We start from the raw sequence: 13,583 nt of genomic DNA, 5'->3' as shown, positions 1-13,583 counted from the left end.
CCTGCGACGCGTGGCGTATCCTTCCTCCTTTTCCATTGCCCGTTTCAAGCGCGCCGGCCCGGCCGGCGCCCCTTGCGCATGAAACCCGCTCCCATCCCGAAGAACGAACCCGAACGTCTTGCCTCGCTGCAAGACATGCTGCTGCTCTCTACACCCGACGAGGAGTTGTTCGACCGCGTCACGCGCACGACCAAGCGCGTGTTTGACGCCCCGATCGTGCTCGTGTCGCTCATCGACGCCCAGCGTCAATGGTTCAAATCGTGCATCGGCCTGAGCGTGCGTGAGACGCCGCGCGACATCTCGTTCTGCGGCCATGCCGTGGCCGAAGAGCAGATGCTGGTCATTCCCGACACCCAGGCCGACCCGCGCTTTGCCGACAACCCGCTCGTGACCGGCGCGCCGCATATCCGCTTCTATGCGGGGCGGCCGGTCAAGAATCTGGCCGGCTATGCCGTCGGTACGCTCTGCGTGATCGACCAGAAGCCGCGGCCATTTGAACAGGCCGAGCGGGAACTGCTCAATGACCTGGCCAGCTGGGTGGAATCGGGTTTTCGCGAGCGCGAGCTGAGCGAAACGCAGCGCTCCATCCTGACCGAGCTGCAGGTGGCACGCCACGAGAGCCTGACCGACCCGATGCTGAGCATCTGGAACCGGCGCGCTGCGATGGAGCTGCTCACGCGCGAATGCGGCCACGCCATGCTGCACGGGCAACCGCTTTCCTTGCTGGTGGTGGATGTGGACCACTTCAAGCGCGTGAACGATACCTACGGCCACCCCGCGGGCGATGCCGTCCTGGTTGAGATCGCACGCGCCATGCGGGTGAATTCGCGCCCCGCCGACGCGGTGGGCCGCTACGGCGGCGAGGAATTCCTGGTGGTGCTGCCGGATACGACCACACTGCAGGCCGCCGGCATTGCCGAACGACTTCGCAGCGCGGTGGAATCGCTGGAGATCGCCACGCCAGAAGCCAACATCCGCTGCACCATCAGCGTGGGTCTGGCAAGCTGCGAGCCGGGGAAGAACGCGTGCACGCCCGCAGACCTCATCATGCGTACCGATGCCGCCCTGCTGGCGGCCAAACGGCTGGGGCGCAATCGCGTGATATTCGACGGCCAGCCGGTGTAACTCAGTTTGACGCGGGCGCTGTCCCGCGACGAACGATGCGCACATCAACCCGTTGCGGTGCCAACGCGCGCTCGAACACCGCGCGCGCGGCATGCGTCGTGCCGGTGCCGCACATGAATGCGTCGATGGCGGCAAAGCCGTGCTCGGGCCAGGTGTGAATCGAAAGGTGCGACTCAGCGAGCAGCAACACGCCTGTCACGCCGCCCTGCTCGCCGACGGGCAAACCCGTGCGCACGGAATCGAAGCGATGCAGGTGCGCATGCAGGATGGTCGCGCCGAGCGCATCGGCCGCATCGCGCAGCGCGGTTTCGAGCGCCGCCGCATCGCGCAGCAGCGCCGGTGCCACGCCGTAAAGATCGAGCAGAAGATGCTCGCCCACGGCGGCGGAGGCCTCCTCCGCAGACAGCGCTGCGTCGGTACGCGTCACTTGTGGCCCCCGCTGAAACCGCCGCCATAGCCGCTACCGCCCGAAGAACCGCCCCAATAGGACGACCCGCCCGTGCTACTGCTGCCGTACGACGGCGTGCGCGGCGCGGCAAAGCCGGCCTTCCAGTCCATATACGTGGCGCCGATCACCACGGCCACGGCATAGAGAACGAACCAGTTCTTCATTCCCCGCCCCCAATCTTGGCGACCAGCCACGCCGGCACCAGCAACAGCAGCGCCGCGAAGAACGTGATACCGAACACCGAGCCCGGCGCCATGAAAAACGGCACGAGGTTCAGCAGACCAAGCAGCACGCAGGCGACCACCGCCACCGTCATGTAGTTCGACGACGATGCCTTGTCGGGCTCGGCGACCACCTTGCCGAACCACGCCTTGATCTGCGCGGCGCTGACCGGCGTGCTCTTGGACCACGTCAGCTCATGCGCGTCGCTCTCCGCCGCGAGGCTTTCCTCGCCTGCGGTGTATTCGACTACGCGCGTCTGGTCACCCGATTGGACACGCCAGTTGAAGGCGCCAGCGGCATACGTCACGCGCGAGGTGTAATCCTCATCGCGGGCGTAGACCTTGCCGTCGAGCACCGCGGTGCGGCCGTCGCGCTGGGTGGGCCAGCGGTCGAGCACGTTGGCGCGGAACCAGCCGTCATCGGCTTCGATCATCCAGCTGAAACCGCGCTTGGGCGTGTACAGCAGATATTCGAACCATTCGCCGCCACCGTCGACGACCGTGCGACGCATCACGCCGATCACCTGCCACTGCAGGCCGTCGATGAGCGCCTTGTCGCCCAGCTCGAGCGTGGTGGCGACCTGCGGGACCGACCGTGCGCGCGCAATGATGTCGCCGCGCGGCGTCGCTGCATCGATGGCCGCGCCGCAGCCGGGGCACAGCACATGGCCGGTCACGCCGGGGCTGAACGGGATCGATGTGCCGCACTGCGGGCAATCGAGATTCGTGAGCTTGCCCGGGACGCGGCCAGCGGCTTCCTTGATCTCGGCGTCGGTGCGCAGAAGCTGGCACTTGAGCAGGTCGAGCGTGGTGGCTTCGCCCACGTAGAGCGTTGGCGCCGTACCGTCGGAGTAGTCCAGCGTGATGAAAGCGTCTTCTCTGCGGCCATCGGCAACGCGTGCATGCCAGCCTTCGCCCACGCGGAACGGCAATTCGCCCTGGCCCCCGGTGCAATCGGCTTCACGCACATCGGACAGCACGTACTGCTTGCCCTCGGCGTCGTACAGCTGCCCCGGGCGCAGCGCCTCGAAGGCGACCGCATTGGCGGGCGTGCCGCGCGCGAACGTCATCGTGACCTGCCCGGACGCTTCGGCCAGCCAGCCGTCGGTGCCGTCGTCAAACAGCACGTACCACTCGTTCCAGAAACCCGCGTCGTAGCGCAACTGGATGCGGCCCACGACGGTGAACGCCTTGTTCTTGTAGCGCCCGGTGGTGCCGATCTGCACGCGTGCGTAGTCCTCGAGCACGGCAGACATCTTGCCGATGTCGGAAAGCGTCTCGCCGTCGCGCAGGAGCGTGCTTTTGCAGAAGCTGCACACCGCCATGACGGCCGCGGCAGACTTCAGTTCCACCGGCGCGCCACACGCCGGGCAGTTGGCATGAAACATGGTCAGGTCGTTCGATTGCGCAAAAGATTGCGCAGAAAAACGGGCGGCTTGCGATGCCGCCCGGTCATCCGATCAGCGGGGCCGGGGCTCAGCCTCCGGTCAGCGCCTTGAGCACAGCAGCCTTGCCGGCGTCAAAGTCGGCTTGCGTGATGAGGCCCTTGTCGAGCAGTTCCTTGAGCTTGGCCAGGCGCGCGGTGGGGTCATCCGCTGCAGGAGCCGCGGGTGCGGCGGCAGCGGCAGGTTGAGCCACCGCACCGCCGGCGTTGCCCTGCACCGCCGTGCGCAGGCTGTCGGCCATCGCCTGGCCCATCGCCAAGCCGGCTGCCAGGCCGGCGCCCGTGCCCGCGATGCCGCCCTCGTTGCGTGCGGCCAGCGGCAGCGATTCGGCGGTCTGGTATTGCGTGAAGCGCTGCATGTCGCCGGTCATGTCCATGCTGATGCGGCGGTCCAGCGCGGCCTGCAGTTCGTCCGGCAGCGTGACGCTGGACACCTGGAAGCTGTCGAGCGCCAGGCCGTACTGCGTGAACTGCGGCAGCAGCGCCTCGCGCACCTTGTTCGACATCAGCATCTGGTTGGCAGCCAGGTCCAGGAACGGCACACCGGATTCGCCGAACGCCGTGGCCATCGCACCCATGATGACGGGGGCAAGTTGCGCCTCGACTTCATCCACGGTGTAGATGTCGCGCGTGCCGCTCACCTGCTGATAGAACAGCTTCGGGTCGGCCACGTGGTAGGCGTACACGCCAAACGCGCGCAGGCGGATCATGCCGAAATCCTTGTCGCGCACCGTCACGGGCTGCGGCGTGCCCCAGCGGCGGCCGAGCTGCTGGCGGGTGCTGAAGAAGTAGACGTCGGACTTGAAGGGGGACTCGAACAGCTTGTCCCAGTTCTTGAGATACGTGAGAACGGGCAGCGTCTGCGTGGTCAGCTTGAAGGTGCCCGCGCTGAATACGTCGGCGATCTGGCCTTCGTTGACGAACATCGCCATCTGCGAGTCGCGCACGACCAGGGTGCCGCCGTTCTGGATTTCCATGTCCTGCATCGGATAGCGCCAGGCGAGCACGCCGTCTTCGCTTTCCGTCCATTGCAGGATGTCGATGAACTGCTTCTTGATGAAACTGGACAGGCTCACAGCAAACTCCTTCGCGATGATTCGCGGGGCAGGAACAATCAGGACAAGGTCACGACAGGCATGCCGCGTTGATCACGCCAACGGCCAGCGCGCTCACGCCAAACAGCATACCGGCGGCGATGTTGTTGTGCTCGATCTGCAGCCGGTAGTCCGGCATCAGACGCGTGAGCACCAGGAAGACGATCAGCTGCACCACCGACGCCATCACCGCCCAGAACAGGAACGGCACCAGGCCATCGGCATGCGTGATGCTCGACGCGATGGTCAGCACGAAGCCGAGCAACGCCCCGGCCAGCGACAGCGCCGCGGCGATATTGCCTTCGCGGATCAGCTTGAACTCGTCATACGGCGTCAGGCGCAGGTAGACGAAGAAGAAGCCGGAAAACACCACGGCGCCCGCCAGCAGGTGCGAGGCATAGGCGATCACGGAAGCGGTCATGTCAGGCATGGAAAGGGGCCGTGCAGTACTTGGGTGGCGCCACTATAGCGGCTGATGCGCCGCTTGCGTACCCCCCGATGCGGCCCTGCACCGGTCGGCTCGCAGGCCGGGAAAAAAGGCGGCACAATCGCGCTCGCCTTGGCATCCGCCGTTTGTTAACGCCCGTTCATTTTCCATCTTCGCAGCATGTCGACGCCGCAGCCTGACGCCACATACGAACCCAAGCAGCCAGCCGGCCGCGGCAATGCCCTGCTGGTCCTCGCCGTCTTCGTGGTGGCCTCGTGCGGGCTGGCGTACGAATTGATTGCCGGGGCATTGGCTTCGTATCTGCTGGGCGATTCCATTCTGCAGTTCTCTTCCATCATCGGCGCCTATCTGTTTGCCATGGGCATCGGCTCATGGCTCTCGCGCTACGTGGCCGACGACGCGCTGCTCGCCCGCTTTGTCGATCTGGAATTGCTGGTCGGTCTGTTTGGCGGCGTGTCCGCTGCTGCGCTGTTTGCGTTGTTTGCGCTGGAATCGGCGCCGTTCCGGCTGGTGCTGTACGCGCTTGTCACGGTGATCGGCGTGCTGGTCGGCATGGAGATCCCGCTGGTGATGCGCATGCTGCATCGTCGGCAGGCCAAGTTTTCCGATCTCGTCAGCCGCGTGCTGACATTCGACTACCTCGGTGCGCTGGCGGTGTCGCTGTTGTTTCCGCTGGTGCTGGCGCCGCGCCTGGGGCTGGTGCGTACCGGCTTCCTCTTCGGCCTGTTCAATACGGCGATTGCGGTCTGGACCCTGTGGCACTTCCGCACCGAGCTGGCGCTCACGGCGCGCATGCGCACGGCGATGGCGTGGCGCGCCGGCGCAGTGACAGCGGCATTGCTTGCGGGCTTTGGCGCATCGGACAAACTCACGCATTGGTCGGAACGCGCGCTCTTCGGCGACGAGATCATCCACGCGATTTCCTCGCCGTATCAACGGCTGGTGGTGACGCGCTGGAAAGACGACCTGCGCCTGTACATCAACGGCAACCTGCAGTTTTCCTCACGCGACGAATACCGCTATCACGAAGCGCTGGTGCTGCCCGCCCTGGAATCGGTGCGCGGTGCGCGGCGCGTGCTGGTGCTGGGCGGCGGCGACGGCCTCGCGCTGCGGCAGATCCTGAAGTACCCGCAAATCGAGCACGTCACGCTGGTCGACCTGGACCCGCGCATGACGAACCTGTTCTCGCACGCCGAGGCACTGGTCGCGCTCAATCAGCATGCGTTCAGCGACCCGCGCGTGACCGTGGTCAACGCCGATGCGGCGCAATGGATGCAGACCGCCACCGACATGTTCGACGTGGCCATCGTCGATTTTCCGGACCCGTCCAACTTCAGCATCGGCAAGCTGTATTCGGTGCCGTTCTATCGGCTGCTGTCGCGCCATGTGGCGGATACGGGCCTGGTCGTCATTCAGGCCACGTCGCCCTATTTCGCGCCGCGTTCGTACTGGTGTGTGGATGCGACGCTGAAGGAAGCCGGCTATCGCACGTGGCCCTATCACGCGCTGGTGCCGTCGTTTGGCGAATGGGGCTTCATCCTGGCCGCACCGGGCCGCGCGGATTTCAAACCGCCTACGTCGTACCGCGTGCCGACGCGCTTTCTGGACGCCGACACCACGCACCAGATGTTCAGCTTCGCGCCCGACATGCCGCGCCCCCAGGTTGAACCGAACCGGCTGAACAACCAATCGCTGGTGCGGTATTTCGAAGAAGACTGGCACGGCGTGCTGCGCTGATGGCAACGCGACGCAGCTTTCTTGTGGGTGCAGCTGCGGCCGGTGTGGCTGCGGCGGGTGCCGCCTCGTGGGCAGGCTTTCGCGCCTTTACCGAAATCACGCCCAACGTGCGCATGCCCGGCCAGGCTGCGGGCCACCGGCTGCGCGACCTGCGCGCGCTGCCGCGACCATCGGAAACGCGGCGCGTGGGCGTTGCCATTTGCGGCAGCGGCATCGGCGGATTGAGCTGTGCGTGGCGGCTGGCAAAAAGCGGCCGGCGCGACGCGGTGGTCGTGGAAGGCCCGGAGCGCTATGGCAATGCCGCTGGCGGCGCCTTCGGTACGCAGCGCTTCCCGACGGGTGCGCATTACCTGCCGCTGCCGTCGATGGAATCGACGCACGTGCGCGAGATGCTGGCCGACTTTGGCGTGATCGAGCGCGACCCGTTTGCCCTGCGCCCGACGTACGACGAACGCGTGCTCGTTCATGCGCCCGATGAACGCCTGTGGCTCGGCAATCGCTGGCAAGACGGCTTTGTGCCGCATGAAGGCATTACCGAAGCGGAACGCGCCGAGCACACACGGTTCTTCGCCCACATCGACCGGCTGCGCCAGACCATCGGCGCCGACGGCCGCCGCGTCTTTGTCGTGCCGACGGCGCTCTCGTCCGCCGACCCGGCGTGGCGCGCGCTCGACGCACTCACCTTCCGCGACTGGCTGCACCGCGAGGGCTACCGCGCCGCCACGCTGCACTGGTATGCCGACTACTGCTGCCGCGACGATTACGGCGTCACCGCCGATCACGTTTCCGCCTGGGCCGGCATTGCCTATTTCGCCAGCCGAGGCGGCATGGCCAGCAATGCCGAACAAGGCACCGTGCTCACGTGGCCAGAGGGCCTGGACTGGATGGCGGAGCGGCTGTTCGAAGCCGCCGGCCTGAATGAACCCGGCCGCCTGCTGCCGGGCAGCGTCGCGCGCATCGGCACCAGAACCGAGGCCGGCGCCCGCGTCTTCGCCGATGTGCTGCAAGCGGATGGCCGCGTCGTTCGGCTGCTGGCCGATCACGTGGTCAGCGCGATGCCGCTGCACGTTGCCAAACACATCATCGACGGCTTTGACGTGCCCGCCGCCGAGCTGCCCGAAACCGCGCCGTGGCTGCTCGCCAACCTGCTCATCGACGGCTTCCCGCCCGAACACGACGACACGCCGCTGGCGTGGGACAACGTGGTGTATCGCGGTACGGGGTTGGGTTATGTGGTGGCCAATCACCAGGACATCCGTGTCGGGCCACCCGCGCAGAGCGTGTTCACCGCCTACGTGGCGCTGTCGGACATGACGCCGAAGGCCGCGCGTGAATGGCTGCTGAAGGCATCGCCGCAAGCGCTGCTCGATCGCGCGTTGGCCGATCTGGATACCGTGTACGGCATCCGCCTGCGCACGCAGATCCGCCGGGCCGACCTGACACTGCGCGGCCATGCGATGGCGATTCCCACACCCGGCTTTCTCTCCCGACCCGGCATTGCGCGCTTGCGTGAAAGCGCCGGGCCGATCCACTACGCGCATGCGGACCTGTCCGGCTATTCGGTTTTTGAAGAAGCGGCGTGGTGGGGGGATCGCGCGGCGCGGCGCATTCTGGGCGGCTGATTGGCGCTGCCGCTGGCTTCTAAGGTAGCCGCTCAACCTCGGCCATCAATTCCCACGTGGCCGGATCGATATCGCTGCGCTCCAGTGCCAGCGACACGTATGCGCCGATCATGTCGACAAACCCGCGCGCAAATGCGGGCGGATAGGCGCTGCCCGTGTACTACATCAGTTGCTGCCGCAAGAGACGTGGCCGATGCTGCCCGAACTCGCGCACGTAGGCTTGCGTTCGGCAGAGGAAGGCTCGCGCTTCCAGCGCACCATCAAGGTAGACGCGGCGTTTGGTGAGTGTCATTGGCGGCTCCCGAATCGCAACGGAACGGGGCACAGCCAAGGTGGAGAGGGAAAAGACGCGGGGCGACGCCCGCTGAGTACAACAGTCATGGAGCCTCCTACGGATTGCAAAAGGCCCGACGTTTCGCTGCGAACGAGGGTGGCGGGCCCGACGACAGGGTTCGCAGACCGGCCCGTAGGACGCCGGCAGACCTTTCGGTCTCCCTGCCCGGCCCGCCAAAGTACAAGCGTGCGCGAGCGCGGACGTGAAAAAGCCGCACAAGGCGGCCGTCCGGCCATACGGGAAAAGATAGGCTGCGAAACCCAGCTACCGTTGGTGCGGCAGCGCCGTGAATTATAGCGGCGGCAACAGCGCAGCCCACATGCGAAATTGCAGCATTTCGTGAGCGCGCCGTACCGCCAAACCCGCCGTCCTGTGTGGGCTTACCAGAGCGTGCGGCCGAAGAACGTCAGCGCGCGGTCCCAGGCGTGTTGCGCCCACACCGGGTCGTATTGCGTGATGGCGATGCGGTTTTCGCCCACGGCCGTTTCATTGGCGAATGCGTGATGCGCGAGATAACGATGGAAATCGACATCGACGCCGGCATCGACGAGCTTCTTTTCCAACGCATCGACGCCTTCGATCTTGAAGGCCGTGTCCTGCGTGCCCCAGTGGCCCTGCACCGGCACCTTGATCTTCGAGGCGTCGATGTATTCGAGCGGAGGATAGCCGTACCACACCACGCCGGCGTCGGCCTCGGGCACGTTGCTCAGCGTCAGGAGCGTCAGCGCGCCGCCCATGCAGTAGCCCGTCACGCCGACGCGTGCGCAGGTCTGCTTGAGGTATTGCACGGCGCCGCGCACATCCTGCGTGGCCGCGTCGCCAAAGTTGAGGTTGGTCATCAGGTGGTGGGCTTCTTCTTCCTCCACCGTCATCTTGCCGCGGTAGAGATCGGGCACCAGCGCCACGTAACCGGCACGCGCAAGGCGGTCGGCCACGCCGCGAATCTGGTCGTTCAGTCCCCACCACTCCTGGATGACGACGATGCCCGGGGCGCCCTCCGCCTTGGCCGGCTTGGCCAGGTAGCCCTGGACATCCTGCCCGTCCGGGCGCTTGAACGAAATCATGGATCCTTGCGATGCTGTCATGCGATGGCTCCTCTGCCTGGAACGAAAGCGCACAGGATAGTCCTCGCCGATGAAATTTGCAGCCGACGCCTCGCGGGCAAAGGGGATTGCGCGCCGCTGCCGCGCTGATACCCCACCATCCGGGTGCAGGCACGCGGCACAAAATCTCTATCATGGCGGCACGTTCACTTTTGATGACCGCCATGATCAAAACCCTCGCCCTGCTCGTCTATCTGCTCGTGCTGCTGATCCACGTCTACATCGTCGTACTGGAGATGGTGCTGTGGAAGACGCGCGGCCCCAAGGTCTTCCGCATCACGCCCGAGAAAGCCGCTGAGACTGCGGCCATGGCGTCCAACCAAGGTTTGTACAACGGTTTTCTGGTGGCGGCGCTGGTCATTGGGCTGGTCGCGCCGGACCCGACCATCAACGCTGCGTTTGCGCTGTTCGGGTTGATCTGCGTGGCGGTGGCCGGCATCTGGGGGGCCATCACGGTCAACAAACGGATTCTCTTCGTGCAGACGGTGCCCGCGGTGGCGGCATTGGCGCTGGGGTGGTTCGCCTAAAGAACTGGGCGATCCGCCTACGGTTTAAGCGGTGATGCGGGCGTTTTTGCGCTGCCCGGCACCACTGCGCCGCGGCGAAACAACGCATACGGCACACCGCGCTCCGGATGTGCCGTTGTCTCGTCGATGAAGCGTTCCACATCGGGCACCTCGCGCAGCGCGGTCATGAACGGCCCCAACGTGTAACTCGGCGCCACGCAGCCCTGCACGAGCATCCAGCGCTGCCATATCGTCACCCACAGCGTGGTGTTCTGCTTCCATCCCGGCACGTGGATGGACATCCATTGCAGGCGCCGCTTGGCCGTCTCGGCAATCTCGTCGTCGTAAGAAAACGCGTTGGGCAAGCGGCAGCGGCCCTCGACCCAGCAATGGTTGCCGTGCTCGATGCGATGGTGCGAATCGCGCTTCCATTCGGCTTCGCTGATGCGCGGACCGGCAGGCTCAGGGCAGTTGGCTACACCGGAGGAAATCTGGAAGAACGGGTCGTGACCGCGGTTCAGGAGGTCGCCGTCTGCGTGGGCGGCGGGCGCCGCCAGCAGCAGGGCCACAACAAGACAGCGCTGAGCAATCATTACGGCAGCCTCCTCGCCCGCACACGGCGTCGGCTTGAGCAATGCTGCCAAGCATAGGCGGTGGGCGGCTCAGCGGCTAGCGATCAGCTCAGCGGAATCTCGAAAATCCACTTCAGCGTCCAGCGGTCTGAGGCGCGTGTCAGGCCGCGGCCGATGCCAAAGTTGAAGACGAAAGGCTTGCGATCCACATCGAACGCCAGAAACAGCGTGTGCTGCTGCTCATGCAATGGCGCGATGTGGTTGATGGGGCCCAGCCCGGCGTAATACTCCGTGCCGGCGCGCACGCCTGCCGCAACCGTACGCGCAATCTTGAAACTGGGCGCGGCCTCCGGCACACCGCTGCGGCCATCCCCCGAAAGGTTCCAATCCAGCGCCGGGTTGACCGCCCAAAGCCAGCGGTCGTTCTGATACCCATAGATCGGTCGCAGTTCTGCCGCGTTTTGTGATGCCTCAAAGCGGCCGGCCACGTGGGCGAGTTCGACGTTGATGCCTGCAAAGTTGCCCACGCCGTCAACGGGCCGCACGGGCATCCATTTCATCCGCACCTTCGGGCCTGTCACGTAGAACGTGTTTTCGCGCGTGAGCGTGGTCGGCACGTAAAGCCCAAGCTCCAGCGAAGGCGTCAGGCCATAGGAGAATTCCGCCGTGGCGCGCCAGCCGTGCGGTGTCGTGACTTCACCCGGATAGCCGGGCGCGCCGATGCCGCTGGGCGTGGTATTGACATGCAGCTCCAGCCCCAACTCGCCCGGCGCGTTGATGTCCCCGGTGTAGACCTGAATCTCGTCGGGCAACACCGCGTGCGCCGGCAGCGCACACGCCGACAACACAACCGCTGCTCCAATCGCGCGCGCGACGTGTGCACCCACCATGATGACCTCCCCCGAGCAATCCCGAGATCATAGTGAGGCGGACGCGTACTGTGCGGAATAACCGGGGGCCGCAGATAAAAATCCGCATAAGAGGCATTCGCATTTGCAGGCGTGGGCTCCCGCCCCGCTACCGCGATTTCACATGCGCGGCGAGCATCGAGGCACACGCGTCGGGCAACTCGGTCTTGCCGAAGCGCTGCTCTGAAACACCTTTCTCGACATCGATCTGTCCGACATTCACCGCGTCGTACAACTCGGTGATGAGCTGCACATGGTTCGGGCTCAGCCCCGCGCGTTGCAGCATCGGTGCCCACGCGGTGCGAGGCACGGCTTCGGCAACAATCTCGCGGCCGACAACGGCGCTGAACGCGCGTGCCTCATCGATCAGGCTGACGCGGCGCGGGCCTTCCACGCTGACGATACGGGGCGTCTTTGTCGATGGCGCCTCCAGCAACAACTCGGCCGCCAGCGCACCGACGTCCTGCGTGGCGACGGTCGCGAAGGCGCGATCAAGCGGTTGATGCAGGCTTGGCAGCCGCCCGGTTGCCAGCATGACGGGCAGCATCGCCGCCCAGTTCTGCATGTGCTCGGCTGAACGCAGTAGCGTCAGGTGCGTCGCCAGCGGCTTGAGCCGCGCTTCCAGCAGATGAAACAGCCGCGTCAGACCCGTGCCCTCGTCCAGCTCCGCGCCGTAATCCGACAAGGCCAGCACCGCGGGCGGCGGGTCGGCACGCAGCGCATGGGCGGCCACGTCGATCATGCGTTCCATGGTCGAGGCCGGATCGACATCGCCCACCGGCACAGGACACAGCATCTGCACGGCCACGGCACCCTTGATGGCCGAAGCAACCGAGGCCAAATCCGTCAGATCGGCAGTCGCAATTTCGCAGCCGATCTTGGCCAGCGCCTCGCCTTGCCGCGCGCGGCGCACGACCGCCCGCACAGGCCGCCCTGCATTGCGCAGCGCAACGGCGGTCGCGTGCCCAACCTTGCCCGATGCCCCAAAGATGACAAACATGTTCGTGCTCCTCTCAAGTGGGAGGCACGAGCTTAGGGCGCCACCGCAAACCCGACTTGCAGGAACGGAGGAATTTGGCACATTCGGTGGATGGACTACGCGGCGGGCGTGTCGGCAGCGGCGGCCGACGCCTTGCCGGCTCGGATGACCTCACGTGGCGTCACGCCAAGCAGCCGCTGCATCCACTGCGTCAGATGGCTCTGGTGCGCAAAGCCGACTTCAAGCGCGATCTGCGACGCACTGCGGTGGCCTTCCAGCAGCAGTGCTTTCGCGCGCTCCACCCGGCGCTGCACGACGTAGCGATGCGCCGGCACGCCCAGCGTTGCACGAAACAGCGCGTTGAAATGCGGCACGCTCAAGCCGGCTTGCGCGGCCAGCTCGGTCAGCGTCAGACGTGTGTGCAGATGGGCTTCGATGTAGTCGATCACGCGCGTGGCCACGCGGGGCGCCAACGTGCCGGCGCTGTTCGCCATCCCGCTGGCCACGTCCCGGCTGCTGCTGAGCAGACGAACGACCAATGCCGTGCACAAGCTCTCTGCATACAACGCGTCGGAGGTGTCTTCCGCCTCCAGCTCGGCCCCGAGCGCAGCCGCAAGATGATGCACGCGCGCATCGCGCCAGTGCAGACGTGGCGTGATGTCGGCTCGCACGCCAACCTGTTCGCCGATGCTGCGTACAAACGTGTCGCTGAGGGCGATGCGCAGAAACCGACAGTCGGCGTCGTCTGTCCACATGCCGGGCACGCCGGCGGGAATGACGTCCGCATCGCCATGCGCCTGGATGCGCGAAGTGCGGCGGCCATCGCATACGCAATTCGCCCGCACGGGTGGGCCGACGTGCACGCTGATCCGGTGATGCGCCATGGCGGGCACCCGGTACGTCCCGGGACGGATGCTGAGCAGCGTGGCGGCAAAGCCGTCCCAGCCGAGCCCCTCGCTGGAGCGCAGGCTGACGGGGGCGGGTTCAAGCAAGGCGGCAGGCGTGATGGCGTTCATGGCAGGCGTGGGCAGTCTTCGCTTCG

The 13,583-nt window shown here is 65.8% G+C and carries 15 protein-coding genes; 4 read left to right on the top strand and 11 right to left on the bottom strand.

What is annotated here, in order from left to right:
- Positions 1 to 78 precede the first annotated feature (78 nt).
- Positions 79 to 1,125, top strand: a complete 1,047-nt coding sequence (locus A6M56_RS05815) for a sensor domain-containing diguanylate cyclase (protein ID WP_286757895.1) — start codon at positions 79 to 81, stop codon at positions 1,123 to 1,125.
- Between the two features lies 1 nt (position 1,126).
- Here A6M56_RS05815 and speD read toward each other — a convergent pair whose 3' ends face one another.
- From speD to A6M56_RS05790, 5 genes are all read right to left on the bottom strand, one after another.
- Positions 1,127 to 1,552: an adenosylmethionine decarboxylase gene (speD, locus tag A6M56_RS05810; protein WP_045219735.1), complete on the bottom strand. Its 426-nt coding sequence runs from the start codon at positions 1,550 to 1,552 to the stop codon at positions 1,127 to 1,129.
- On the bottom strand, positions 1,549 to 1,737 hold the full coding sequence (locus tag A6M56_RS05805) for a hypothetical protein (RefSeq protein WP_027679205.1): 189 nt from the start codon (positions 1,735 to 1,737) through the stop codon (positions 1,549 to 1,551). The genes speD and A6M56_RS05805 overlap by 4 nt, the downstream gene beginning before the upstream one ends.
- On the bottom strand, positions 1,734 to 3,182 hold the full coding sequence (locus tag A6M56_RS05800; RefSeq protein ID WP_102079016.1) for a DUF4178 domain-containing protein: 1,449 nt from the start codon (positions 3,180 to 3,182) through the stop codon (positions 1,734 to 1,736). The genes A6M56_RS05805 and A6M56_RS05800 overlap by 4 nt, the downstream gene beginning before the upstream one ends.
- 88 nt (positions 3,183 to 3,270) lie before the next feature.
- Entirely contained in the window at positions 3,271 to 4,314 is a 1,044-nt protein-coding gene (locus A6M56_RS05795) for an SPFH domain-containing protein (protein ID WP_045219733.1), read from the bottom strand.
- Positions 4,315 to 4,363: 49 nt separating this feature from the next.
- A complete protein-coding gene (locus A6M56_RS05790; protein WP_009240530.1) occupies positions 4,364 to 4,762 on the bottom strand; it encodes a DUF350 domain-containing protein in 399 nt (132 codons plus the stop codon).
- Between the two features lie 177 nt (positions 4,763 to 4,939).
- Between A6M56_RS05790 and A6M56_RS05785 the strand changes: the two genes are divergently transcribed.
- Together A6M56_RS05785 and A6M56_RS05780 are read left to right on the top strand one after the other, a co-directional pair.
- Positions 4,940 to 6,517 (top strand): polyamine aminopropyltransferase, encoded by a 1,578-nt coding sequence (locus A6M56_RS05785; RefSeq protein ID WP_102079017.1) that lies wholly within the window; start codon positions 4,940 to 4,942, stop codon positions 6,515 to 6,517.
- Positions 6,517 to 8,139 carry an NAD(P)-binding protein gene (locus A6M56_RS05780; protein ID WP_102079018.1) on the top strand — a complete coding sequence of 541 codons (1,623 nt, stop codon included), beginning with the start codon at positions 6,517 to 6,519 and terminating at the stop codon, positions 8,137 to 8,139. Before A6M56_RS05785 ends, A6M56_RS05780 begins: the two co-directional genes overlap by 1 nt.
- A gap of 160 nt (positions 8,140 to 8,299) precedes the next feature.
- Here the strand turns inward: A6M56_RS05780 and A6M56_RS05775 are convergent, their stop codons facing one another.
- Both A6M56_RS05775 and A6M56_RS05770 read right to left on the bottom strand, forming a co-directional pair.
- A complete protein-coding gene (locus tag A6M56_RS05775; RefSeq protein ID WP_257983901.1) occupies positions 8,300 to 8,431 on the bottom strand; it encodes a hypothetical protein in 132 nt (43 codons plus the stop codon).
- 422 nt (positions 8,432 to 8,853) lie between these two features.
- Entirely contained in the window at positions 8,854 to 9,558 is a 705-nt protein-coding gene (locus tag A6M56_RS05770) for a dienelactone hydrolase family protein (protein WP_102079019.1), read from the bottom strand.
- Between the two features lie 182 nt (positions 9,559 to 9,740).
- Here A6M56_RS05770 and A6M56_RS05765 point away from each other — a divergent pair, with 182 nt between their 5' ends.
- Positions 9,741 to 10,103, top strand: a complete 363-nt coding sequence (locus A6M56_RS05765; RefSeq protein ID WP_102079442.1) for a DUF1304 domain-containing protein — start codon at positions 9,741 to 9,743, stop codon at positions 10,101 to 10,103.
- A gap of 17 nt (positions 10,104 to 10,120) precedes the next feature.
- On the opposite strand, the gene A6M56_RS05760 is transcribed toward A6M56_RS05765, so the two are convergent.
- From A6M56_RS05760 to A6M56_RS05745, 4 genes are all read right to left on the bottom strand, one after another.
- Positions 10,121 to 10,675: a hypothetical protein gene (locus A6M56_RS05760; RefSeq protein WP_102079020.1), complete on the bottom strand. Its 555-nt coding sequence runs from the start codon at positions 10,673 to 10,675 to the stop codon at positions 10,121 to 10,123.
- Between the two features lie 83 nt (positions 10,676 to 10,758).
- Positions 10,759 to 11,544 (bottom strand): hypothetical protein, encoded by a 786-nt coding sequence (locus A6M56_RS05755; protein WP_102079021.1) that lies wholly within the window; start codon positions 11,542 to 11,544, stop codon positions 10,759 to 10,761.
- 127 nt (positions 11,545 to 11,671) lie between these two features.
- Positions 11,672 to 12,562: an NmrA family NAD(P)-binding protein gene (locus tag A6M56_RS05750; RefSeq protein WP_102079022.1), complete on the bottom strand. Its 891-nt coding sequence runs from the start codon at positions 12,560 to 12,562 to the stop codon at positions 11,672 to 11,674.
- A 95-nt stretch (positions 12,563 to 12,657) separates the two neighbouring features.
- The gene (locus A6M56_RS05745) at positions 12,658 to 13,557 is read right to left on the bottom strand and encodes an AraC family transcriptional regulator (RefSeq protein ID WP_102079023.1); all 900 of its coding nucleotides are present in this window, start codon (positions 13,555 to 13,557) and stop codon (positions 12,658 to 12,660) included.
- Positions 13,558 to 13,583 lie beyond the last annotated feature (26 nt).

This window comes from Ralstonia sp. RL, from assembly GCF_001683835.1.
Classification (GTDB): domain Bacteria; phylum Pseudomonadota; class Gammaproteobacteria; order Burkholderiales; family Burkholderiaceae; genus Ralstonia; species Ralstonia mannitolilytica.
This window is presented reverse-complemented; position numbering and strand designations above follow the sequence as displayed.